This window comes from Maricaulis maris MCS10 (genome assembly GCF_000014745.1).
GTDB classification, from domain to species: domain Bacteria; phylum Pseudomonadota; class Alphaproteobacteria; order Caulobacterales; family Maricaulaceae; genus Maricaulis; species Maricaulis maris_A.
In genome coordinates, this window is the sequence record NC_008347.1 from 123046 (window position 1) to 147199 (window position 24154).

Annotated in this window: 23 protein-coding genes; 18 read left to right on the forward strand and 5 right to left on the reverse strand. The window is 63.7% G+C overall.

What is annotated here, in order from left to right:
* Positions 1-242 precede the first annotated feature (242 nt).
* From MMAR10_RS00645 to infC, 3 genes are all read left to right on the forward strand, one after another.
* Positions 243-1391: a glycosyltransferase family 4 protein gene (locus MMAR10_RS00645; RefSeq protein ID WP_011642064.1), complete on the forward strand. Its 1149-nt coding sequence runs from the start codon at positions 243-245 to the stop codon at positions 1389-1391.
* On the forward strand, positions 1388-2371 hold the full coding sequence (locus MMAR10_RS00650; protein WP_011642065.1) for a glycosyltransferase family 9 protein: 984 nt from the start codon (positions 1388-1390) through the stop codon (positions 2369-2371). The genes MMAR10_RS00645 and MMAR10_RS00650 overlap by 4 nt, the downstream gene beginning before the upstream one ends.
* 153 nt (positions 2372-2524) lie before the next feature.
* A complete protein-coding gene (infC, locus tag MMAR10_RS00655) occupies positions 2525-3064 on the forward strand; it encodes a translation initiation factor IF-3 (RefSeq protein ID WP_150099815.1) in 540 nt (179 codons plus the stop codon).
* Between the two features lie 69 nt (positions 3065-3133).
* Here the strand turns inward: infC and MMAR10_RS00660 are convergent, their stop codons facing one another.
* A complete protein-coding gene (locus MMAR10_RS00660) occupies positions 3134-4402 on the reverse strand; it encodes an MFS transporter (RefSeq protein ID WP_233353846.1) in 1269 nt (422 codons plus the stop codon).
* A 170-nt stretch (positions 4403-4572) separates the two neighbouring features.
* Here MMAR10_RS00660 and MMAR10_RS00665 point away from each other — a divergent pair, with 170 nt between their 5' ends.
* The 11 genes from MMAR10_RS00665 (at position 4573) to MMAR10_RS00720 (ending at position 15432) form a co-directional block, all read left to right on the forward strand.
* Positions 4573-5127 (forward strand): peptidase S1, encoded by a 555-nt coding sequence (locus tag MMAR10_RS00665; protein ID WP_150099666.1) that lies wholly within the window; start codon positions 4573-4575, stop codon positions 5125-5127.
* A 23-nt stretch (positions 5128-5150) separates the two neighbouring features.
* Entirely contained in the window at positions 5151-6914 is a 1764-nt protein-coding gene (locus MMAR10_RS15885) for a hypothetical protein (RefSeq protein WP_011642069.1), read from the forward strand.
* A 168-nt stretch (positions 6915-7082) separates the two neighbouring features.
* Complete coding sequence (locus tag MMAR10_RS00675; protein WP_049755630.1) at positions 7083-7535, forward strand: MerC domain-containing protein; 453 nt, start codon at positions 7083-7085, stop codon at positions 7533-7535.
* Between the two features lie 157 nt (positions 7536-7692).
* Complete coding sequence (rpmI, locus tag MMAR10_RS00680; RefSeq protein ID WP_011642071.1) at positions 7693-7893, forward strand: 50S ribosomal protein L35; 201 nt, start codon at positions 7693-7695, stop codon at positions 7891-7893.
* 31 nt (positions 7894-7924) lie between these two features.
* Positions 7925-8281, forward strand: coding sequence for a 50S ribosomal protein L20 (gene rplT, locus MMAR10_RS00685; RefSeq protein ID WP_011642072.1), 357 nt, complete (start codon positions 7925-7927; stop codon positions 8279-8281).
* A 279-nt stretch (positions 8282-8560) separates the two neighbouring features.
* Positions 8561-9643 (forward strand): phenylalanine--tRNA ligase subunit alpha, encoded by a 1083-nt coding sequence (gene pheS / locus MMAR10_RS00690; RefSeq protein WP_011642073.1) that lies wholly within the window; start codon positions 8561-8563, stop codon positions 9641-9643.
* A 7-nt stretch (positions 9644-9650) separates the two neighbouring features.
* Positions 9651-10259 (forward strand): hypothetical protein, encoded by a 609-nt coding sequence (locus tag MMAR10_RS00695; RefSeq protein WP_011642074.1) that lies wholly within the window; start codon positions 9651-9653, stop codon positions 10257-10259.
* 4 nt (positions 10260-10263) lie between these two features.
* Complete coding sequence (pheT, locus tag MMAR10_RS00700; RefSeq protein WP_011642075.1) at positions 10264-12663, forward strand: phenylalanine--tRNA ligase subunit beta; 2400 nt, start codon at positions 10264-10266, stop codon at positions 12661-12663.
* A 2-nt stretch (positions 12664-12665) separates the two neighbouring features.
* On the forward strand, positions 12666-13280 hold the full coding sequence (locus MMAR10_RS00705) for a nucleotidyltransferase family protein (RefSeq protein WP_011642076.1): 615 nt from the start codon (positions 12666-12668) through the stop codon (positions 13278-13280).
* Between the two features lie 181 nt (positions 13281-13461).
* The gene (locus tag MMAR10_RS15890) at positions 13462-14814 is read left to right on the forward strand and encodes a peptidoglycan-binding protein (RefSeq protein ID WP_011642077.1); all 1353 of its coding nucleotides are present in this window, start codon (positions 13462-13464) and stop codon (positions 14812-14814) included.
* A gap of 27 nt (positions 14815-14841) precedes the next feature.
* Positions 14842-15432: a hypothetical protein gene (locus MMAR10_RS00720; protein ID WP_011642078.1), complete on the forward strand. Its 591-nt coding sequence runs from the start codon at positions 14842-14844 to the stop codon at positions 15430-15432.
* On the opposite strand, the gene MMAR10_RS00725 is transcribed toward MMAR10_RS00720, so the two are convergent.
* The gene (locus MMAR10_RS00725; protein WP_011642079.1) at positions 15384-16070 is read right to left on the reverse strand and encodes a cation transporter; all 687 of its coding nucleotides are present in this window, start codon (positions 16068-16070) and stop codon (positions 15384-15386) included. The genes MMAR10_RS00720 and MMAR10_RS00725 overlap by 49 nt on opposite strands.
* Positions 16071-16142: 72 nt before the next feature.
* On the opposite strand from MMAR10_RS00725, the gene MMAR10_RS00730 reads away from it, so the two are divergent.
* A complete protein-coding gene (locus MMAR10_RS00730) occupies positions 16143-16580 on the forward strand; it encodes a MerR family transcriptional regulator (protein WP_011642080.1) in 438 nt (145 codons plus the stop codon).
* On the opposite strand, the gene MMAR10_RS00735 is transcribed toward MMAR10_RS00730, so the two are convergent.
* The 3 genes from MMAR10_RS00735 to MMAR10_RS00745 all read right to left on the reverse strand — a co-directional run bounded on the left by MMAR10_RS00735 (position 16577) and on the right by MMAR10_RS00745 (position 19143).
* Positions 16577-17905, reverse strand: a complete 1329-nt coding sequence (locus tag MMAR10_RS00735) for a hypothetical protein (protein ID WP_011642081.1) — start codon at positions 17903-17905, stop codon at positions 16577-16579. The genes MMAR10_RS00730 and MMAR10_RS00735 overlap by 4 nt on opposite strands.
* Before the next feature lie 114 nt (positions 17906-18019).
* Positions 18020-18541: a GNAT family N-acetyltransferase gene (locus MMAR10_RS00740; RefSeq protein ID WP_011642082.1), complete on the reverse strand. Its 522-nt coding sequence runs from the start codon at positions 18539-18541 to the stop codon at positions 18020-18022.
* On the reverse strand, positions 18541-19143 hold the full coding sequence (locus tag MMAR10_RS00745; protein WP_011642083.1) for a DUF1134 domain-containing protein: 603 nt from the start codon (positions 19141-19143) through the stop codon (positions 18541-18543). The genes MMAR10_RS00740 and MMAR10_RS00745 overlap by 1 nt, the downstream gene beginning before the upstream one ends.
* A 140-nt stretch (positions 19144-19283) precedes the next feature.
* Here MMAR10_RS00745 and MMAR10_RS00750 point away from each other — a divergent pair, with 140 nt between their 5' ends.
* The 3 genes from MMAR10_RS00750 (at position 19284) to MMAR10_RS00760 (ending at position 24143) form a co-directional block, all read left to right on the forward strand.
* Positions 19284-20642, forward strand: a complete 1359-nt coding sequence (locus MMAR10_RS00750) for a flavin monoamine oxidase family protein (RefSeq protein ID WP_011642084.1) — start codon at positions 19284-19286, stop codon at positions 20640-20642.
* Positions 20642-21787, forward strand: a complete 1146-nt coding sequence (locus tag MMAR10_RS00755; RefSeq protein WP_011642085.1) for a peptidase U34, dipeptidase — start codon at positions 20642-20644, stop codon at positions 21785-21787. The genes MMAR10_RS00750 and MMAR10_RS00755 overlap by 1 nt, the downstream gene beginning before the upstream one ends.
* Positions 21788-21938: 151 nt before the next feature.
* Positions 21939-24143, forward strand: a complete 2205-nt coding sequence (locus MMAR10_RS00760) for a M3 family metallopeptidase (RefSeq protein WP_011642086.1) — start codon at positions 21939-21941, stop codon at positions 24141-24143.
* The last annotated feature ends 11 nt before the right edge of the window (positions 24144-24154 follow it).

A 24154-nucleotide genomic window follows, 5' to 3' on the forward strand; every position in this document is an offset into this window, starting at 1 on the left:
TCAACTCCGTCGGGTCGGGCCGCGCCACGTGCGGGCGGCATGAAATTGGTCGAGCGGCATGAAATGCCGGCAACGCCCTTCCCCCGAAACAGGCACTGCCCCTCCCAGATACGGCAGGACAGCCCCCTAGGGATAGTCCGCGGCTCACCTTGCAAGCCGGTTTGTTTTCCGGGGCGAGCTATGGAAGAAGTTCCGCCTGCAGGCGCTCGGCCTGTTATGTGTGCGAGAGACCCCGACCTGCCATGATCGTTCTTCAGGTGATTCCCGAACTCGAGGCTGGCGGTGCCGAGCGGACAACGCTGGAAGTCGCCGAAGCGATTGTCGCGGCCGGTGGACGGGCGCTGGTCGCCAGCCAGGGTGGGCGGCTTGAGGGCGAGCTGGCGCAACTGGGCGGCGAACTGATCCGCCTGCCGGTCGCCAGCAAGAACCCGCTCACGCTGTGGTCCAATACACAAGCTCTGGTGCGCCTGATCCGGCGCGAGGGTGTGCAGATCGTACATGCCCGCTCGCGCGCGCCGGCGTGGAGCGCGAAATGGGCTTGTGACCGCACCCAAGCCCGTTTCGTCACCACATATCATGGCACCTACAACGCGAAATCGGGCCTCAAACGACGCTATAATTCGGTGATGGCTCGGGGAGAGCGGGTGATCGCGAATTCCGGCTTCATTGCCGACCATGTCCGGCGCGAACACATGATTGATGAGGCCCGGCTGGTTGTCATCCCGCGCGGCGTCGACCTGGCCCGCTTTGATCCAGCCATTGTCGATGTCGACCGTGTCCAGGCACTGGCCGGGCAATGGGGCGTTGCCGGACAGGTCGGCCAGGCTCCGCTTTTATTGCTTCCGGGCCGGCTGACCGGCTGGAAAGGACAGCGTGAGGCCATCCGCGCGCTTGCCGCGCTTGGTGATACCGGGACGCCTCCGCCTCACCTGTTGCTGGTCGGCGACGCGCAGGGCCGAGATGCCTATGTCAGCGAGCTTGATGAGCTGGCGTCGTCGCTGGGCGTGGCGGACCGGGTCCACCGGGTCGGGCATTGCAGCGACATGCCGGCGGCACTGGCCTTGTGTGATCTGGTGCTGACACCGTCGGTGGAACCCGAGGCCTTTGGCCGGACGGCGGCCGAAGCTGGCGCGATGGGTCGGTTGGTCATTGCGGCTGATCACGGCGGGGCCCGCGAAGTGGTTCGCGAGGGTGAAACCGGCTGGCGGGTCACCCCCGGCGATCCGGTAGCTTTGGCCTCCGCGATCAGGACCGCATTGACGATGGACCGGAATATGCATGACAGCATGGTCGCAGCCGCCCGCGACCACGTCGCGACGCATTTTTCTACCGTCTCCCTGCAAGCTTCGACTTTGCGGGTCTATCGTGAGGTCCTAAACTCAGCGTCATGACCGAGCCGCAGCGCGACATAACCTATATCCTTCACTGGGGTGACCTCACCTCGACGGTGCGCATGCTCGCGGCCGCGAAGACCATTCGCGACACTTTCCGCCGCGACCGCATCATCCTGCTGACCACGCCGGACTATGAGAGCTTTCTCAAGCATTGCCCGTGGTTCAACGCGATCGAGACCGATGCATGTCCCGATACGCGTCCGATGGTCGGGCTGCGTGACAAGCGGATCAAGCTGGCCAAGCCGGTGCGGGTGTTCGACCTCGTCGGCAGCGCCGACTCGCGCAAGATCAAGGGCAATTTCCGCTTTTCGAAATGCAAATGGTTCGACATTGCTGCCCGCGCCGAAGGGGCCGGGCATCCGGTCGATGCCATGGCGGGGGCTCTCAATGATGCCCTGGGGCAGGGCCCGACCTTCTACCCGCTGGGCGGCGCGCCGTCGCCGGATGCCAGCTGGGTTGATTTCCTGGCCAAGCAGTCGCGCATGCTCGACCCGGAATATTTCGGGCTCAATGGGCCGTTCGCCTTGCTCGCGCCTGCCGGCGAGAGCGTCAAACCGGCACTGAGATGGCCGAAAGAGAAGTGGGCGGCGCTGGCGCACGAACTCCTTCAATCCGGCATTACGCCGGCCCTGATCGGTGGACCGGACACACGCGATGTGGGGCGCCATGTCTCGCAAGTCGCCCCTGGCGCGCGGGACCTGACCGGCAAGGCCAAGCTTCCGCAGCTGGCCGGGCTGGCCCGGCGGACGAATTTCGTCTTTTCCGAAGACACACCGCTGGTCCATTTGCTGACGGCCGCCGGGGCTCCGGCTCTGGCGCTGTATGGCAATACTGATGACCCGGCACCGATCGCACCGCGCGGGTCGGCACCGGTGATCCTGATGCATGCGGTCACGCTGGCCCAGGTCACACCGGAAGAGGCGATCGCCGCGATGCGTTTCGCGGGTGGTTTCGATCGGGCTCCGGCCGCCGCGTGAACCGCTATCCACGCTTGCCAATTGTGATCATTTCACCATAGTGCCCGCCTCCCGGCGGACCTGAGGCGCTATTTGCCTGTTTAGGGCTTGATCCAGCGCCCTCCCGGGAGGATTAGTAAGGTTCAGCTTTGGGGCAACCAGGGAGAAGATGCCATAGCCCGTAGACCGCACGCTGCGCAACCGCCCAAAAAAGAGGGCCCGCGCATTAACCGGGATATCCGCGTACCGCGGGTGCTCCTGATCGACGAAACTGGTGAGAAGCAAGGCATTATGCCGACGGAAGCGGCCCTTGAGGCCGCCGAACAGGCTGGGCTCGACCTCGTTGAAGTGTCGCCGAATGCCGATCCGCCAGTTTGCAAGATCGTCGATTATGGCAAGCTGAAATACCAGGATCAGAAGAAAAAGGCCGAGGCCAAGAAGAAGCAGAAGACCGTCGAGATCAAAGAGATCAAGATGCGTCCGAACATCGATATCCATGACTACCAGGTGAAAACCAAGGCCATGCATCGCTTCTTCGAGGCCGGTGACAAGGTCAAGGTGACCCTGCGTTTCCGGGGCCGTGAAATGGCTCACCAGAACCGCGGCATGGACATCATGAATCGCGTCAAGGAAGACTTCGACGAAGTGGCCAAGGTCGAGTTCGAGCCCAAGCTCGAAGGTCGCCTGATGGTCATGGTGATGGCACCGCGTTAAGCGGGTTTCACATGTCTGATACGAAAACGGCGCCTCCCGGGGCGCCGTTTTTGTTTGTCTGCCGGAGGGTCAGGCAGACGGTTTTGCCGGCTCTTCGTCGATCTGGTCCAGCGCGTCGGTCTTCGCCAGTTGCGGGAAGAGCCGGAACCAGGCGGCGGCGGTGACCAGCGCCATGCCACCGCCGAGCAGGACCGCGCCAATGGGGCCCATGAAGCGGGCGGCAACACCGGACTCGAACTCGCCCAGCTCGTTCGAAGCCGAGATGAAGATGAACTCCACCGCCGAAACCCGGCCGCGCATGCCAATCGGCGTTGCCAGCTGGATGATGGACTGGCGGATGAAGACCGAGATCATGTCGGCGGCCCCGGTCACGGCGAGGGCGATCATCGACAGGATCAATACCTCCGACAGGGCAAAGCCGATCATGGCGACACCGTAGACGCCGATAGCCCCCAGCATCCAGATGCCGATCCTGCGGGTCAGCGGTCGCACGGCCAGCAGGAAGGCAATCAGCCCGGCACCGATGGCCGGCGCGGTCCGCAACAAGCCCAGACCTACCGTGTCGGTGTGTAAAACGTCGCGCGCGAAAACGGGCAGAAGCGCTGTCACGCCGCCGAACAGGACCACCACCAGATCAAGCGAGATTGCGCCCAGCACGACCTTGTTGTCGCGCACATAGCGCAGGCCTTCGATCACCATCGACAGGCCGCGATGACCTTCCAGCTTTTCGTGCTTCGGCGTTCTCGCTGTCGCGATCACCACGGTCGCGACAACCAGCATGACGGCGCTGACCAGATAGACCGTGCTCGGTCCGATAATATAGAGCAGGCCACCCACCGCCGGGCCCCCGATTGCTGCGACCTGGAAGCCCAGCGAATTCCAGGCAATGGCCTGGCGCATGTCATCGCGTGGCACAATCCGCGCCATCAGGGCGCTGGAAGCGGCGGGAGAGAAGGCATGGGTCACGCCGAGAAAGGTGGCAGCCGAAAAGACGATGACCAGCGTCACCGGTCCGGATTGGAAGGGGCTGATGGCGAGGGCGATGGCGCAGGCGACCCGGATCAGGTTGGTGACGATCAGGATCAGCTTGCGGTCGAGCCGGTCGGCGGCCTGTCCGCCCAGCAGGGACAGGAAGAATACCGGCGCAAACATGGCCAGGCCGACAAACCCCAGCATCAAGGCCGATTCCTCAACCGAGCGGGTCTGGCGCGCTACGTCATAGACCTGCCAGCCGATCGCGACCGCCTGCATCTGCCGGGCTGCCGACAATAATTGCCGCATGATCCAGTAATGCCGGTAAGGCTGAATAGCGAAAATCGACAGGGAAGGCGTGAGCACGAGAATATCCTGAGCGCGCCGCAGGCGCGGCAGGAGTGCCGATTAACGCGCTTTCCTGCGGAAATTCAACAGGCTGGGCAAATGGTGATGCGCGACGCCTTATTGCTGCCGCGTGTATGCCCAAAGCGCGGCTCACCCATTCAGACGATATTCAGCGGCCAGGATTTCTGATGATATCCGAAACAAAGCATGTTCAACTGACAGGCGAAGCAATGGTGTTTCGCGATACCGCCCGAGCAGGAGCCATATTGATGGGTCTTTGGCATTCCGCCCAGATTGCAGTGACCGTACTGGCCGTGACGGCCGGGTCGGGCGAGGCGTGGGGTGAGGGTGATGGGTCGGGCGACAGTCTCTACCTGTCGGCCGGTTTCACGCCGGACCCCAAGACCATCGATCTCCAGCTCGACGGCCGCATCGATGCCGCCATTGAGGTATCGGAGGCCTGCCACGGTTTCATCAGCGGCGAAGAGCCGGATGTCTCCGTCTATTATAATGCCGGGCCATTCCCGCTTATCCTGTCGGCGGATTCCGACGAGGACATGACGCTGGTCGTCAATGCGCCGGACGGTCAATGGTATTGCGATGACGACAGCGGCAGCGGCCTCAATCCGTCGATCCGCTTTGGCGAGCCGGTATCGGGTAATTACGAGATCTGGGTCGGCCGCTATCTCGGGCCCGGGCCGGCAACGGTCCGCCTGTCGATTTCCGAACTTTACAGCGAGTGACACTTCAATCCTGGGGGAGAAACATGATGAAGTTGCAATTGATGACCGGTGCCGCAGTGGCGGCCCTTCTTTTCGTCGCACCCGCGCAGGCGGTGCAGGATATCTCGGCCTCGCCCGCCTATGGGGCCGGCCAGCTGGAAGCCGGCTTCATCCCGGACCCGGTGTCGATCGGTCTGCGCGCGGGCGGCGCCATGCCGGCCAGTGATGTCTCGGAATGGTGCCCGGGTTTTGTCAGCTACCAGCCTTCCTACAATCTCAATTATTCGGCCGGTGATTTCAGCCTTTACCTGTCGGCCGCCTCTGATGTCGACACGGTGTTGCTGGTCAACACGCCGGATGGTGCCTGGCACTGCGATGATGACGGCGCCGGAAGCGGTCTCAATGCCGGCATGATGTTCGACGAACCGCAGAGCGGTCTCTACAATATCTGGGTCGGGACCTTTGGCTCAGGTAGCGGTTACGAGCCGGCCATGCTGCACATTTCCGAACTCGGCTTCGAGGATGACAATCCCTATTCTCAGGCCCCCTCGGCCAACCTGCCGCCGCAATCCGGCACGATGAGCCTTCGCGAAGGCTTTGCCGATGATCCGCGGACAATGGCCGTCCAGGCGGGTGGTGAACTGCAGCTGGATCGTTTCGCCGACGGCATGTGCTGGGGTCAGGCGGACCGCGCGCCGGACGTCTGGGTCGATTATGCGGGAAGCGATACCTTTGACCTTTATTTCTCCATGCAGGCCGAACAGGACACCACGATTGCCGTGCAATCGCCGGATGGCGACTGGCATTGCGATGATGACAGCGCCGAGAACCTGAATCCGGGTGTGCAGATTAGCGATCCGCTGCCGGGGCGCTATGCCGTCTGGGCCGCGCGCTATTCCAGTGAAGCTCACATTCCGGCGACGCTTTATGTCTCCGAGCTTGGTTTCCTCGGCAATATCGATGAGCCGGCAGTGCTGGACTACTCGCTGCCGTCGCAGTCCGGATCCGCTTCGCTGCAGGCCGGTTTTATCCCTGATCCTTACAATGTCGATGTCATCGCTGGCGGCGGGACCGATATTTATGAGGCGGTCGCAGAGAATTGTCGCGGCTGGACTGACAGCGCGCCCGATTTCGATCTCGACTATGAGGCCGGTGAATTCGACCTCTACCTGTCGGCCAGCTATGACGGCGACGCGACCATGGTCGTCAATGCGCCGGACGGCAGCTGGCATTGTGATGATGACAGCGCCGGTGAGCTCGATCCGGGTATCGTGTTCAATGATCCGATGTCCGGCCGCTATGATGTCTGGGTCGGCACTTATAGCGAGTATGATGGCGGTCCCGCGACGCTGCACGTGTCCGAACTGGGCTTTGGTGGCGGCTTCCTGCCGGAAACCCCGCTCGATTACTCGCTGCCGGCCAATTACGGCAATGTTGAGCTGACCGGTGGTTTTGTCCCTGACCCCTATCTCGTCGAGCTGATGGCCGGCGGCGATGTCGAGGCTGAATCGGCGTCTGGCCAGCACTGCCGCGGTTTCGTCACCCTGGCACCGGATGTCGAGCTCAGCTTTGAGCCTGGCGGTCTGGATCTTTACATCTCGGCCGTGTCCGATCGCGACACGACACTGGTGATCAATGGTCCGGACGGTGAGTGGTATTGCAATGATGACGGCGCCGGGAACCTGAATCCGGGTGTCCATTTCGCCGATCCGCAGGCCGGTGTCTATGATATCTGGGTCGGCACCTATTCGAGCGGTTCGCCGTCCGAGGCCGTTCTGGCAATTTCCGAGCTCGGCTTCCACGAATAGGCCGAAAACCAGCCGCGCAGCGCGCGGGGATCAGGAGAGGGTGGCCCGGTCGGGTCGCCCTTTCTTGTGTTTGCCTGTCGGAAAATAAATGACCCGGTCGCGCAGTTCGGTCCTTTGCAAGGCGGAAATGTTATACTATATCATCCAGGCAACGCAGCCGGATGCCCCATGCCTCTTCACCGTCACATCGCCGACAACCAGGGCAAGCTCGACGCCACCGGCGTCGGCCTGTCCGCCTTGTGCATCGCCCACTGCCTGTTCCTGCCGGCTGCCGCGGCGGCGACGCCGATGCTGGCGCCCGAGGCCGGTGAATTGTTGGGCCTGAGCCATGACTGGCATCTCCTGCTGCTCGCCATCGCGGCGCCTGTCTCGCTGGTCGGCCTGGGCTGGAGCGTGCGGACGACCCGCGCCGGATGGCCGATCTTCGTGATTGGCCTGGTCGGACTGTCGATCATGGCGCTGGGGGCTTCGCATGTATTCTCGACGACGATCGAGACCGTGCTGACGCTGACCGGCGTGATCGTGCTCGCCGGGGCTCATTTCGCCAATTGGCGGACGCGCGCCCGAGCCGGGCATGTGCATGAGCGCGACTGCGGGCTGTGTGACGATCATTCGCACTGAGTTTACGTGCGCCCGCGACTCGCATGACCGCTTGCAATCAGGGGCATTGAGGGTATAAACCCCCGCTTCCAACACCAGCCAACCGGGCCAAATCGACATGCCCGCTGGCTGAACCATCCACCGGATGCGCTCGCCGCGTCCTGCAAAGGAGATGAAAATGTCGAAGATGAAGACGAAGAGCGGCGCCAAAAAGCGCTTCAAGCTCACTGCCTCGGGTAAGGTGAAGGCCGGTCAAGCCGGCAAGCGCCATGGCATGATCAAGCGGACTCCCAAGCAGATCCGCAACAAACGCGGCCAGGTGACCCTGTCACCCCAGGACGCCAAGATCGTGAAAAAATACCTCCCGAACGGCCTTTAAGGCCGCTGGCACCGAGTAGGAGCACTTAGACATGTCTCGAGTTACATCCGGACCGGCGACCGCTAAACGCCACAAGTCAGTCATCAAGAAAGCCAAGGGCTATTACGGCCGCCGCAAGAATACCTTCCGCGTTGCCGTCCAGGCCGTGGAAAAGGCCGGCCAGTACGCCTATCGCGACCGTCGCGCCAAGAAGCGCAATTTCCGCGCCCTGTGGATCCAGCGCATCAATGCCGGCGCCCGCCAGCACGAGATGAGCTATTCGGTCTTCATGAACGGCCTCACCAAGGCCGGCATCGAAGTCGACCGCAAGGTCCTCGCCGACATCGCCATGCACGAGCCGGACGCCTTCAAGGCCCTGGTCGACCAGGCCCGCGCGGCTCTGGGCTAATCGCCTGGCAGTTCGAGTTTTGAAGAGGCCCGCCAGCGTGACGTTGGCGGGCCTTTTTTGTTTGTGGCAGAAACCCCCTCACCCGACCCTTCGGGCCACCCTCTCCCGCGAGGGGAGAGGGCGTTCTTGTTAGCGGCGCACTGACACGCCTTCTCCCCTCGCGGGAGAAGGTCCCCGAAGGGGGGATGAGGGGGCATTCTTGTTGCCCAGCCGCGCCCGGCAGTCGACACACAAAACCCCAGCCGCTAAATCCTTCCCGACCGTATGGGACGACATGACATGACTGACACTTCCAATCTCGACACGCTTGAAGCCGAGGTCCGCAGCCAGATCGATGGCGCGACCGATGAGGCCGGGCTGGACGCAGTTCGCGTTGCGGCGCTGGGCAAGAAGGGCTCGGTGTCGTTGATGATGCGCGAGCTGGGCAAGATGAGCCCGGAAGAACGTCAGGTGATGGGCCCGGCGCTCAACGGTCTCAAGACCCGGCTCAATGATGTTATCGAGGCGCGCAAGGCGGACCTCGAGGCCGCGGCCCTGAATGCGGCGCTGGCGTCGGAGACGGTCGATGTCACCCTGCCGGTGCGGCCGGAACCGAAGGGCTCCCTTCACCCGATCACCCAGGTGATGGAAGAGCTGGCGGTGATCTTCGCCGATATGGGCTTTGCCGTCGCAGAAGGGCCGGACGTGGAAACCGATTTCCACAATTTCACCGCCCTCAATTTCCCCGAAGGTCACCCGGCCCGCGACACCCAGGACACCTTCTTCATGAAGCCGGACGCTGAGGGCATGCGCAAGGTTCTGCGTACCCACACCTCGCCGGTGCAGATCCGCACCATGCTGGAAGGCAAGACCCCGATCCGCATCATCGCGCCGGGTCGTGTCTATCGCTGCGACTGGGACCAGACCCACACGCCCATGTTCCACCAGGTCGAGGGCCTGGTGATCGACAAGGAAACCCATATGGGTCACCTCAAGGGCACGCTGATGGATTTCATCGCCGCCTTCTTCGAGACCGACCAGGTGGAAGCGCAATTCCGTCCGCACCATTTCCCCTTCACCGAACCGTCGGCGGAGATGGATGTGCGTTATGAGCGAGTCGGCGATGCGGTGAAAGTCGGATCCGGCGACAAGTGGATGGAAATCCTCGGCTGCGGCATGGTCCACCCGAATGTCATCCGCAATTGCGGCCTCGACCCGGACGAATACCAGGGCTTCGCCTTCGGCATGGGCGTCGACCGTCTCGCCATGCTCAAATACGGCGCCCCCGACCTGCGCGATTTCTTCAACTCCGACGTCCGCTGGATGGCGCATTACGGCTTCAGCCCGCTGCTGCAGGCGAACCTGGCGACGGGTCTGAGCTGATCCGATCATGTGGCGCTGGCTCACAAATAACCACCAGACCCTGACCGGGATCGGCGCGATGCTTGTGGGTATCGCGGCGCTCTTTGTCGCCTGGGACCAGGGCCGGGTGATGCGGGCGCAACAGCATGGGGCGGTCTATCCGATCCTGCAGATCGACGGCTATTATTCCCATGAAGGCGATGTGGTGCGTCTGGGTGCCGGCGTCCGCAATGCCGGTGTCGGGCCGGCGGTCATCGAGCGCGTGGATATCCTGCGTCATGGCGAGATCGTGGAGGATTTCGGCCCCCTTCTCGCCACCCTGCCCGAAAGCGCCAATGTGAACTGGTCCTCCATGCTCGGCCGGGTGCTTGCAGCCGGCGATGACGTGCGTCCGATCGATTTCAGCTGGCGCGCTGCCGCGATGGATGAGGCAGGTCGGGACCGTCTTTTGGCTGAATGGGCGACATGGGGCTTGCGCGCTTGCTATTGCTCGGTGTTTGACCGCTGCTATGTCGTCGACACGAATGATCTGGCCGGTCGGCCGGAACCGGTCCGGCAATGCGTGCGCCCGACGACTGAAATCTTTGAACAACTTGGAAATGCGGTGCCCGGAATGGCGTCGCCGGAAGAAGGCTAGCGTCATGAAATTCCCGCTTTCCTGGCTGAAATACCACCTCGAGACCGAGGCCACGCTGGATGAGATCGCCGAGGCGATGACCATGGCCGGTCTGGAGATCGAGCATATCGACAACCCGCTGGAGAAATTCGCGGCCTTCACGGTCTGCCATGTCACGCATGCGGAAAAACATCCCGACGCCGACAAGCTGAAAGTGTGCACGGTGGAGACGGTCGACGGCACCAAGCAGATTGTCTGCGGCGCGCCCAATGCGCGGACCGGGATGTATGCGATCTACGCGCCGCTGGGGGCTTACATCCCCGGCCTCGATTTCGCCCTCGACAAGAAGCCGCGCAAGATCCGCGGTGTTGAGAGCCATGGCATGATGTGCTCGGCCAAGGAGCTCGAGCTCGGCGAGGATCATGACGGCATCATCGATCTGCCCGAGCCCTTCGATGTCGGCACGCCGGCGGTGGTCGCGCTCGGCCAGGCCGATCCCGTGCTGGATTTCGAAGTCACGCCCAACCGTCCCGACTGGCTGGGTGTGCGCGGCATTGCCCGCGACCTCGCCGCGACCGGGATTGGCACGCTGAAAACGCACGACATCGCCGAGATCCCCGGCAGCTTTCCCTGTCCGGTCAAGATCGAGCTGGACTGGTCGGAAGCCTGTCCGGTCTATGCCGGCCGTGTCATTCGGGGTGTCACCAATGGTGAAAGCCCGGACTGGCTGAAAAAGGCGATCAAGGCGATCGGCCTGCGTCCGATCAATTTCCTCGCCGACATGACCAACATGATCTCGGTCGACCGCTGCCGTCCGCTGCATGTCTATGACCTGGCCAAGCTGGACGGCCCGATCCGGGCCCGTCGCGGTCGCGGTGAGGCGGACCGTTTCGAGGCGCTCGACAACAAGGAATACGTGCCGGGCGAGGACCAGTGCGTCATTGCCGATGATGCCCGCTGCCTGGGCTTTGGCGGTATCATGGGCGGCACCTGGTCCGGCGTGACGTCCGAAACCACCGATGTCTTCATCGAAAGCGCCTGGTTCGAACCGCTGATCACACGCGCGACCGCCAAGGCGACCGGGATCGACAGTGACGCCAAATACCGTTTCGAGCGCGGCGTCGACCCGGCCTCTCCACGCGCCGGTATCGAACAGGCGACCGAGCTGGTGCTGAAATATTGCGGCGGTGAGGCGTCCGAGGTGATTGTCGCCGGTGAAACACCGGCCGCGCCCGCTGATATCGATTTCCCAATCACCGAGGTCAAGCGCCTGACCGGGCTCGACCTGCCACGCGCCGAGATCATCCGCATCCTGGAAACCCTGGGCTTTGTGCCATCAGGCGAGGGGGATGTCCTCACCGTCGGCGTGCCGAGCTGGCGCATGGATTGTACCCAGAAGGCCGATCTGGTCGAAGAGGTCGCCCGCATTCACGGCTATGACAAGCTGGACGCCGTCTCCCTGCCGCGCCCGCCCGTACGCCGCGAGGCGCCGGCCACGGTGATGCAGCTGCGCGCCCGCCATGCCCGCCGTGCACTCGCCGGTCGGGGCTATTCGGAATCTGTCACCTGGTCCTTCTGCAATACGCAGCAGGCCAAGCTGTTTGGCGGTCATGGCGACGGGCTGGAACTGGAAAACCCGATCTCCTCCGAGCTCGACGTGATGCGCCCGACGGCGCTGATCCACCTTCTCACCGCGCTGCAGGCCAATGCCGATCGCGGTCAGGATGATGCGCGCCTGTTCGAGGTCGGACCGATCTATCTCGACGACAGCGACAAGGGCCAGAAACTGGTCGCGACCGGCGTGCGCCGGGTCGAGGCCGGCCGCCATTGGGCCGGCACGCGCCAGCCGGACATTTTCGACGCCAAGGCCGATGCTCTGGCGGCACTGGCCGCGGCCGGCGCGCCGGTCGACAATCTGCAGGTCGTGGCCGAGGCGCGTGACTGGTGGCATCCGGGTCGTTCCGGCGTGCTGCGTCTGGGTCCCAAGAATGTCATGGCCGAGTTCGGCGAGATCCATCCGGCTGTCCTCAAGGCGCTCGATATTGATGGTCGGGTCCTGGCCTTTGAAATCGTGCTCGACGCCATTCCGCAGCCCAAGAAGGCTTCCGGCCTCAAGGCCCGCACCCCGCTCGAGCGCGCCGACCTGACGCCGGTCACCCGCGACTTTGCCTTCCTGGCCGACAAGTCCGTCGCCGCCGACACGCTGGTCCGCGCCGCCAAGGGCGCCGACAAGCAGATGATCACCAATGTCTCGGTGTTCGACGTCTATGACGGCAAGGGCGTGCCGGAGGGGCAGGTCTCCCTAGCCATCGAGGTCACCCTGCAGCCGCGCGACAAGACACTGACCGAAAAAGAGATCGAGGCGATCGCCGCTGGCATTGTGGCCAAGGTCGAGAAGGCCACCGGCGCCAGCCTGCGCAGCTGATCATGACCGGTGACGCATCCGGCTGGACTGTTCCGCCCGAAGCGGACCAGTCGGCCTTTGTGATCGATGCGGTGATGGCCGACCCGTTGGCCCGCATCGTTCTGGAACGGGCGCATGGCCTTGATCTTCCCGATTGGGCCCTGATGGCGGGTGCGGTCTACAAGGCGGTGTGGAATGTCCAGACCGGGCGACCCGGCGGGCATGGCATCAATGACTATGATCTCGGCTATTTTGATGCGTCTGATCTGGGTGCAGCGGCCGAGGCGGCGGTGGTCGGTCCCGCCGAAGCGCGCTTTGCTGACCTGCCTGTACCGGTCGAGGTCTGCAATCAGGCCCGCGTGCATATCTGGTTCAACGAGGCCTATGGCACCCGGCGTGACCCATTGGTCGACACCAATGATGCGCTTCGTCATTTTGCTTCCCTGACCCATGCGGTGGCGATCCGGCTGGACGGGGACGGTCAACCGGAATTGCTGGCGCCCTTCGGACTCGCTGCCGTGTTCTCGCGCACGATTCGCCCCACGCCCGATCTCGCCGGCCCTGAGGCCTGGAATCGCAAGATTGCCGAACAGTCGCGGCTCTGGCCCGAGCTCGATTTCCTTGCCGCTCCCGTGTGACGCGAATCTCGGCGCGCCGGGTTCAACCCTCGGGGGATAGCGCGAAAGAAATCCTGTCTGAAACGTGGATTTTTGGTCAATCGCGCGTGAGGCGTATGGCAAGCCCGTTGCACAACCGCTAGGGTCGTTAATGGAAACCTAACGGCAAGATCGACGATCCTCGGGGGAGATAACGTCTGACATGGAGCGCGTGACCGCCCTACTGGCCCAGGCTGCGGCAACGATTCTCGTCCTGATAGGGCTGGTCGTGGTTTTGGGCTACACCCATGCGCGCGCCTATGACGCCGGCTATTGTTCCGGACAGTATTGCCCGGAAACGAGTGGCGGCGGCTGGTGGCCGTTCGGCAATGATCGCCGCGCTAGTGTCCAGCCCCCTTCCGCCCCCCAGCCGGGGCGGGTCAGCCTGACCGGCAACCCGCCTACAAGCTATGCCGACCCTCCGCCGGACGTGCAGCCTGGCTTCACGGACTATTCGGGCGGCTCGACTCCCGGCGGTCTCAACGTATCACCAGGCGTGGCCGGCCCCGGCTCGTCGACCCAGGCCCGCCCGATCACTCGTCCGCCGGTTTTCGCGCGCGATCCCGGCGAGCGCATCTGCACGCCCGACAGCTATGATGTCGATGACGGCGCGATCGCCCGCTGCTGGTTGCGGGTGGGCGATGCCTATCAGGCCGTCGACCGGATCGATGAGGCGCGCGCCGCCTGGGACGAGGCCCTGCTGATCGGATCCTCGGTCGGTGGCGCCCAGGCTTCGCTGGTCGCCCATCAGCGGCTGCAGGCTGCCGTGCTGGAACGCTCCTGTCCGACCACGCCGCAGAGCCTGGCCCGGATCGCCTATGGCTTTGACCAGACAGAGGATGATGGCGACATCATCGAGCTGGCCCTGCGCCAGCGGGCGCTGGCAGCGCTGGGCTATTACAATGGCGAGGTGGACGGCAATTACGGGCCGATGACCCGTCGTTCGGTGCGCGACTTCCAGAGTGATCTCGGTTTTGACCTGACCGGCGTGCTGACCCCGGCCGAGACCGTCACCCTGGTCTGTCATGCCGCCCTGACTGCGCGGGACGCCCATGCCCAGAATCTGCTCGGCATCATGTTTGCCACAGGCTTGGGCCTCGACCAGAATATCGACACCTCGCTGGAATGGCTGGAAACGGCTGCGGAGCGCGGTCATGCCGGCGCCAATTTCAATCTCGCCGTCATGTATGGCACCGGTACCGTCCAGGGCAGTTATCGCCTGTGCGGCATCGTCGAGAGCCCGGAACGGGCCGATAGCTATCTGCGCCGCGCTGCCGATCTCGGTCATGATCGCGCCCGCCGCCTGCGCAGCGTGGTTGGCGTCAATGGTGAGCCAGGCGCGCGCTGGACCCGGATCTCGCAGGCTCTTATCGACGAGGCGCAGGAGAATGGCGACCGTTTCTATCTCGCCTGGCAGCGGCGCGTCGACGAAATGCGCCGCTCCAACGGTAATGAACTGCACCAGCCCGGCTGTTATCAGGCGGCAATGGATGGAACCCCGCCCGCGGCCGACTAGGCGGCGGGGCGATGGAGGATGAGGACGATGAAAACCTCGAAGACGATGTTGATGATGATGCTGGCCTCCGTTACCGCCCTGGGCGCTTGCGCCGGGCATACAAGCCAGCCGTCACCACCGCCCGGTCCGCGCCCCGTCATCAACCGGCCGCCACCGGTCGCTCCGGACACGGTCACACCGGCGATCAATATGTGCATGGTGGAAACCCTTGCTGAACAACGCCTCGAGATGTTGAGCGAAGTGCATGGCTATCGTGAGGCCATTCGCGCCGACGCGTTGGCCGGGGCCAATGTGGCGGACACCCGGACGCAGGAGATCATCGCCGCCTTCGAGACCGATCTGGACGCTTCCTACCGTTTCGCGACCTCGTCCTGCCGGACCTATAATCGCTGTCTTGAAGAAAACCGGTTTGAGGAGGCTGCCTGCCAGGACACGGCCGCGCTCTGGCATGACGGGCAGGATCGCTTCCACGACCTCTCCGAAACCCTGGCGGACGTGCGTGAACGCATTGCCACAGGCTGCACCGATTGTTCAGCGCCGCGCAGCCAGACCCGTAGCCGGCCTCGCCGTCATTCCGACGAAACGATCGGCTCGGTCTTCTCGACCGACGGACACTGACCCCCGGTCGCCGCGTGGCCCGAAAGGTCGTTCCCGCGTCTTTCCGACAGGGCCTGGCGCAGGATCTGGATGGCGGAGCTGGTGAACAGGCCGGCCATGATCGCGGCAACCGCGAGGTCCGGCCAGGGTGAGGCCGTCCAGGCGACCAGGCCCGCCGCGACCAGAACCCCGACATTGCCGATCGCGTCATTGCGCGAGCACAGCCAGACCGAGCGGACATTGGCGTCGCCTTCACGCCAGCGCAGAAGGATCAGCACGCTGGCCAGATTGGCCAGCAGGGCCAGCACCGCGATCGAGCCCATCAGGGCCGGCTCGGGCTGCTGCGTGAAAATTACCCGCCACAGGGCGAGGCCGAGAATGGAAATTCCGATTGCCAGCAGGCTGACCGCCTTGATCATCGCTGCATTGGCCCGCCAGCGCGCCGGCTTGCCGATCACATAGAGCGACAGGCCGTAAGTCGCGGCATCGGCGGCGAAATCGAGGGCGTCCGCCTTGAGCGCCTGGGACCGGGCCGCCGCACCGGCCAGCATTTCGACGCCAAACATCACGGCATTGATCGCGATCACGATCCACAAAGCACGCCGGAAACCCGGAGCGCTGCCGTCGAAGTCCTGATGGTGTCCGCAACTGGCTGACATGGCCTGTTCCTGTCATTTCAAATCAACTAGGCTCAAACCTAATCCCTCTAGCGACTGGAGGTTCAAGGGGTGATGTCAGATATTTCCATTGGCCAGCTGTCCCGCCAGACCGGGGTCAAGGTCCCGACCATCCGCTATTACGAATCCATCGGCATGCTGGACGCTCCCGGCCGCTCTGCCGGCGGCCAGCGACGTTATGATGCCAGCCATCTCGAGCAATTGCGCTTTATCCGTCACGGCCGTGATCTCGGCTTTGGTCTGGATGATCTGCGCGCGCTGCAGGACATGACCCGCCAGCCTGACACCTCATGCGACGCGGCCGACAGCATCGCGCGGCAGCAACTGGCCGATGTCGAGCGTCGACTGGCCGGATTGCGCGCCGTGCGGACCGAACTCAAGCGCATGGTGGCGCAGTGCTCGCACGGGGTGGTCGATGATTGCCGCGTGATCCAGACCCTGTCGGACCACGGTCTGTGCGATGGCGACCACAATCCGCGTGGATCGGCCTAGCCGCGACCCATCCGGTTCTTCCAGTAGCCGACATCCTCGGCGTATTTGCCGACAATCTCGCCAAGCACGTTTTCCAGCAGCAGGCTGTCGAAGCCGATCCATTCATCCTGATTGATCTCGTCAATGCTCATCATCGAGCGGCGCAGAAAGCCGCCATAGATGATCAACATGCTGATGAACAACAACACGAAGATGATGCCCAGATCAGCCAGTCGGGCCCCGGCGTCAAAGCCGGTCAGCTCGACGAGGGTGATGTTCAGCCCGGCCAGGACGGCCAGGAACAGCACCGGCACGAAGACGAGGTAATAGCCGGAATTGCGTAGCATCTGGAACATGATGTTGCGGACGAAGCTCTCCAGGAAGAAAATCCGCATGGCGATCCAAAGCACATTGGTGTGCCATTGCCGCGCCTCGTGGGAGACCTTGCTGGCATCTGTTTCCTGACCCACGGTGACAGACTTTGCCTGACCGGCAGCGGTCCGGAAATGATCGTTGAGCCGGGCCAGGTAACGGGTCACGAAATTCGACAGTTCGCGGAAATTATTTCGCTGGTAGGGCACGTATTCGACGAAATAGATCAGCCACATGAGGAAGGCCCCGCCCAACGTGGAGAGGGCGCCGAAAAAGGCCTGGTTTATGTCGGCGCCGCTCATGGCGAAGGGGCCGAGCGCAAGCGGCGCGGTCAGGCCCAGCATGCCGTGCAGATCGATGATCGAGCCGTCATTGTAGAGCAGGTTGATGACCAGCACGAAGGCGATGATGGTCGAGAATACCACGGTCAGCTTGCGCACATTCGAATTGATCGTGGTGCGCATCTGGTTGAGCAGGTAAAGCGCGCCGTGATCGATCGGGAAATAGCTGGCGATCAGCGCCCCTTCCTCGTCCTCATAGAGGTTTTGCGGATTGGCGGAGATTTTGACTCGGCCATTGAGGAACTCGGTGCCCTGTTTGAAATAGTCCTCGGCGACATCCGGCGTCAGCTCGCCCGGGATGCGGATATAGCCGACCTTCACCGCCAGCCAGTGAAACAACAGGCCGCTGCGGCTCATGTGCGAGCGCTCATGGTCGAAACCGTCTCCCATCACGGATTCGGTTTCGGTCTTGTGGCGGGCCGCCCGTGACAGGGCCGCCCAGGCGCTCGGTCCCATATGGGCGGGACGGACGGTGCCGGGACCGGCCCGGGTGATGGCCTTCATGCCGAAGAGCTTGCCAAGAGGTCGGGTGATCGGTCCGAGCAGTCGACCGAGTATCTGCAGCGGTATCTGGCGGGCAAGGGCGAGGACGAACAGGACCCCGATGCTGACCAACAGGATGATGCCACTCATGAATACCCCCTCACTCTGCAACGCCGGGCGCTGCCACAATTACAGTGGGAAGTATGGCACTGTCACAGCCAGAGCGAAAAGGGGGATGATGGGGTGCGGCTGTCCCGTCAGGACTCACACGCCGAGAAAGGCAGGGTGGTAGTGCACGGTGGCAACACCGGATTCCGGTGGCGCGCCGTTCAGCGCGCGGGCCTGGAAGGCGGCAGCGAACTGCCCGTCCGGATCGCCGGCCCAGGACCAGTTCCAGGTCGCTGCCGGCACAAAGTCGAAGCGCTTGTAGTAGTCCGGGTCACCAAGCAGGACGCACCAGGGCACGCCCAGCGTGGTGAGATAGGTCAGCCCGGCTTCGATCAATGCGACACCAATGCCGCGTGCCTGGTGTTCCGGCACAACGGCAACCGGACCCAGTCCGACGCCGAACAGATCGTCATCGCCCGAACCCGGTCTGGCTGTGACCGGCGAGAACATGATGCTGCCGACGACGCTTCCGTGATCTACCGCGACCAGTTCCAGCGTATCGGCGTCCGCAGCGCGCAGGGCTGTCACCAGACGCGCCTCTCCCGGGCCGGGAAAGGCGGCCTTCAACAGGGCATCGACACCCGCCTCGTCGTCAGCCTCGAAGGCGCGCAGCTGCATCAGAAAGGCAGCCAGGCTCGGCGGCGGGAATAGGCCAGATAGCCGACATTCGCCCCGGCGCGCAGACCAACCCCCGAACGAATGGGGGCCAGGGTGACGTCGTCGGCACGCTGATAGTTGACGCCAAGCCCGGCGACGAAATAGGCCGTGCCCTCGACGCCCGGAAAGCGCTGGTAGAGGCGGTCCACATCATCGAGATTATAGACCAGCACGAACACCCGGCTGGCATTGCCGCCGGCATCGAATCCAATCGACGGGCCGCGCCAGTATACTTTCTGGCGCTCGCCAAGCCCGCGCAGCGTCAGATAGCCTTCGCCATAGCGCAGGCCGATGCCGGCCGCGCCGGCGATTTCCTCGCCGGCGATATAGCCGACCGGCCGGCCCAGGTCTGAAAACACGCGCTCCATGGCGCTCGCCGCTGCTTCAGCGGTGACACCGAAAAAGTCGGAAACGGCATCGACAATCTCGTCCTGGGAATAGGATTCGACCGGCTCGGAATACTCGCTCGGTTGGCCATAATCAGTGGTTTCCTGCGCCTGTGCGAAGACCGGCGCGGGTACGCCGAAGGCAAGCGCAGCGATGACAGTCATGAGGGCACGCATGGAAAGCTCCATTGGCAAACGGGACCTGCCGCTTTTCGCAGGTGATTGGGGCGACAGAGCGGCGAAAGGGTTATGGCTTCGTTAACGTCGCCCCGCGACCGTGCCATGATTGCGCGATCGCGGGGAAGGGCGGACACGCCATGACGCAGACGAAACATGATGTGGTGGTGATTGGCGCCGGCCTGTCAGGCCTGCGTGCTGCGCAATTGCTGGCGGATGAGTTTGATGTCTGCGTGCTGGAAGCGCGTGACCGGGTCGGCGGGCGGGCGATGGCTCACACCTTCGCCAATGGCGACACCGTCGATGTCGGTGGTCAGTGGGTCGGTCCGGGTCAGGACCGTCTCTACACACTGATTGAGGCCGAGGGACGGTCAGTCTACCCGCTGCATGATGATGGCGACCGGCTGATGCTCAATAGGGGTCGGTTGTCGCGCTATACGGGCACCATTCCGAAACTCGCCCCTCATGTCCTCGCCAATGTCCATCTGATGATGAGCGGCTTTGATGCTCTCGCGGCGCAAATCGACCCGGTCTCGCCCTGGCTGCATCCCAAGGCGGCGCTCTGGGACTCGATGACGGTTGCCGAATGGATGCGCAGGAAGGCCTGGAGCCGCGACGCTTTCGATCTGTTTGCGGTTGGAATCGGTGCGGTTTTTGCCGCCGAACCGCATGAAATCTCGCTCTTGCACGGCCTCTTCTATGCCCGCGCCGGAACCTCGCTGGACAATCTGGTCTCGACCACCGGCGGGGCTCAGCAGGACCGGGTACATGGCGATATGGCCGGTCTGGCGCGCGGTATCGCCGACGGGCTGGGTGAGCGGGTGCGCCTGTCCTCGGCCGTCCGGACGATCCGCTGGACTGATGAGGGTGTCGAGCTCGACACTGCGACCGGTTCGCTGGCCGCCCGGCGGGCCATTCTCGCTCTGCCGCCCAACCAGGCGATGCGGATTGACTGGGATCCGGTATTGCCCGCAGCCAAGTCCGGCCTGTGGCTGCGCATGCCGCCGGGCGCCTGCATCAAATGTGTCGCGCAGTATGACACGCCTTTCTGGCGAGACAGCGGGCTGGCCGGTCAGGCGGTTGCCCCGCAACTGGATGTCCGGGTCACCTTCGACAATACCGAGGCCGGCAAGTCGGCGGGGCAGTTGCTGGGTTTCATCGAGGGTGATCAGGCCCGCCTGTGGGCCACACGCGATCCGCAGGAGCGGCGGGCCGCCGTGCTTGAGGCTTTTGCCGGCTGTTACGGCGAACAGGCCCTCCATCCCATCGACTATGTTGATCAGGACTGGACGTCGGAGGTCTGGTCGCGCGGCTGTTATGCGGCCCTGATGGGGCCGGGCGTCTGGACCGGACATGGCGCGCATTTGCGCACACCGCTGGGGCCTGTCCACATGGCCGGTACCGAGACGGCGAGCCAGTATTACGGATATTTCGAGGGCGCGCTGGAGGCGGCCGAACGGGCCGTCAGTGAAGTGCGGGCGGCGTTGGAGAATGGTTGATGTGTGACACCCTGGTCGTCCGTGGCGGCGGCGCCGTCTGGTTCGCCAAGAATTCCGACCGTGAGCCGGGCGAGGTCCAGCGGGTCGAGCGGCATGCCGCGGTCGCCGACGACACCACTGAAAAGCTCGCCTGCACCCATATCGAGATCGACCAGATCCCGGATCGTCAGGCTACCATCCTGTCGCGCCCGTCCTGGATGTGGGGCGCCGAGATGGGCGTCAATGCGTCCGGCGTGGTGATCGGCAATGAAGCCGTGTTCTCGCGCAAGGTGATGAAACGGGGCAAGGCCCTGCTGGGCATGGACCTTGTCCGCCTGGGACTGGAGCGGGGCAGCTCGGCACATGAATCGGCGGCGATCATCATCCATCTGCTGGAAACCCATGGGCAGGGCGGACCGGCCGGCTGGCGCAATAAGGGGTTTCGTTATGACAACAGCTTCCTGATTGCCGACGCTGCCGAGGTGCTGGTGCTGGAGACCTGCGGCCGCGACTGGCGGCTGGAGCGCGTGAAACGCCACGCGGCGATCTCCAACGCCTATACCCTTGAAGGCCCGGTGACCATGGCTTCGGAGGGAGCGCCGATCGAGGGCTTTGGCGCGAGTGACGAGACCTGGCTGCGCCCGACATTAGGACGGGCCCGCGAGCGCCGGGCCTGTGCCCTGGCGGCGCTGGAACGCCTCGACAGGCCGGACTTTGCCAGCCTGGCGAAAATCATGCGCTCGCATGACCGGGGCGACGGCTTCACCAAGGGCTCCAACCGCGATCTGTGCCTCCATCATGGCGGCCTCATGCGACCCAGCCAAACGACCAATTCCATGCTGGTACGGCTGGCGCCCGGCGAGGCCCCGGCCGTCGCCATGACCGGCACCAAGACACCCTGTGTCTCCCTCTTTCGCCCGGTGGCCTTCGACGGTGGGTCCAGCCTGTTCTCGGACACGCTCTGGGAGCAGGGCTCAAAGCGCCACGACGCGCTGGCCCGCGACCCGTCAGCCCGCCAGCAGGTCCGCAATCGCATCGCCGCGGCGGAGGCGCATATCCTGCCGGCCATCGAGGCCGGCCGACCGGATGTGGCGGAGGCCCTGGTCACGGCCTGGGATGATCATGGACTGGATGCGGGCCGTGCCGGGACCGAGCCGTCCGGCTGATCGGGACAAGGACCGTCTGGCGGGGCACCGAAATCAGGGCGCAAACATCGCGCAGTCCGGGACAACGGCTGTGCAGATGGTGAAAACTTCATTTTTGCGACAGGCCGTGGACGGCTAGTGTGCGCGCAGGATTTTCCGGGGAGCATTCCAGATGCGCAAACTTATGATGATCACTGCGAGCACGGCCGCGCTTTTTGCCGCCGCCTGCACGCCTGCCCAAGACGCCGCCGAGACGGATGAAACCAGCGCGATGACCGACACCACCGACACCGCAGCCAACGCGGCTGACACTGCGCCGGCCACATTCGACAATCCGCTGCTCGCCGAGTGGACCGGCCCCTATGGCGGAACGCCGGACTTCGACGCGGCCAGCCTCGATGATCTGAGCGCCGCGCTGCGTGAGGGCATGAGGCTGAACCTGGCCGAGATCGACGCGATCACCGCCAATCCCGAGCCGGCCACGTTCGCGAACACCATTCTCGAGCTGGAACGCGCCGGTGCACCGCTGGGGCGTGTCTTCAGCCATTGGGGCATCTGGTCGTCCAACATGTCGTCGCCGGAGTTCCGCGACATCCAGCGCGAAATGTCCGGCGAGCTGTCGGCCTTCTCGTCGCAGATAACCCAGAATGAAGAGCTCTTCGGCCGCGTTCGTGCGGTCTATGAAGGCGAGGAAATGGCGACGTTGACGCCGGCCCAACAGCGCGTCGTGCAGCTGACCTATGATGGCTTTGCCCGCAATGGCGCGATGCTGGAAGGCGAAGCAGCCGAGCGCTATGCCGCGATCAATGCCCGGCTCGCCGAGCTGCACCGCACCTTCGGCAACAACGTCCTCAATGACGAGGAAAATTACGTCACCTATCTCAGCGAAGACCAGCTGGCCGGCCTGCCGGCGGACTTCGTTGCGGCCTCGGCGGCGGCTGCCGCGACACGGGATCATGAGGGCGAGTACGCCATCATCAATACCCGCTCCTCGATGGACCCCTTCCTGACCTTCTCCGACGAGCGCGATCTGCGCGAGCAGGTCTGGAACAATTATTATTCGCGCGGCGATAATGGCGGCGAGTACGACAACAATGCCGTCATCAGCGAGATCCTGCAGCTGCGCCACGAGCGCGTCGGTCTGCTTGGCTATGACAATTACGCTTCCTGGCGTCTGGAAAACCGCATGGCCGGGACGCCGGAGCGCGCCCAGGCCCTGATGGAAGGCGTATGGACCGCTGCCGTCGCCCGCATCGAGGAAGAGGTCGCCGACATGCAGGCCCTGGCCGATGCCAATGGCGACGACATCACCATCCAGCCCTGGGACTACCGCTACTACGCCGAGCAGGTCCGTTCGGCCCGCTATGACCTCGACAGTGAAGAGGTGAAGCAATACCTGCAGCTCGATAACCTGCGCGAAGGCATGTTCTACGTCGCTGGCGAGCTGTTCGGCTTTGCCTTCCGCGAACTGCCCGAGGGCGAGGTCTCGGTCTGGCATCCGACGGTGCGGGTCTGGGAGGTCACCAATCGCGAGACCGGCGCCAATGTCGGCCTGTGGTATCTTGATCCCTTCGCCCGCCAGGGCAAGCGTTCGGGCGCCTGGGCGAATTCCTTCCGTTCGCACACCACGATTGATGGCGAGACCAATGTCCTGGCCACCAACAACTCGAACTTCGTCGAAGGGGCTCCGGGCGAGCCGGTCCTCGTCTCGTTTGATGATGCGACGACCTTCTTCCACGAATTCGGTCACGCCCTGCACACGCTGTCGTCCAATGTCGATTATCCGACGCTCAATGGCGGCGTGCGCGACTATACCGAATTCCAGTCACAGCTGCTCGAGCGCTGGGTCCTGACCGACCCGGTGGTCAACAATTTCCTGACCCATGTCGAGACCGGCGAGCCGATGCCGCAAGCCCTGATCGACCGCATCCGGGCGGCCGCCAATTTCAACCAGGGTTTCTCGACCGGCGAATATCTCGCCTCGGCGCTGATGGACATGGTCTATCACACGACCGATCCGGCCGAGATGAGCGATCCGGACACGTTCGAGCGTGAAACGCTGGAGCGTCTGGGCATGCCGAGCGAGATCGTCATGCGTCACCGCTCGCCGCATTTCGGGCATATCTTCTCGGGTGAGGGCTATTCGGCCGGCTATTACGGCTACATGTGGGCCGATGTGCTGACCGCCGACGCCGCCGAGGCCTTCCAGGACGCGCCGGGTGGTTTCTACGATCCGGAGGTTTCGGCCCGTCTGGTCGAGTATCTCTTCGCCCCGCGCAACTCGATGGACCCGGCCGAGGCCTACCGCCTTTTCCGTGGCCGCGACGCCGAGGTGTCGGCCCTGATGCGTGATCGCGGTTTCCCGGTCACCGAATAGGGGCTTTCAAA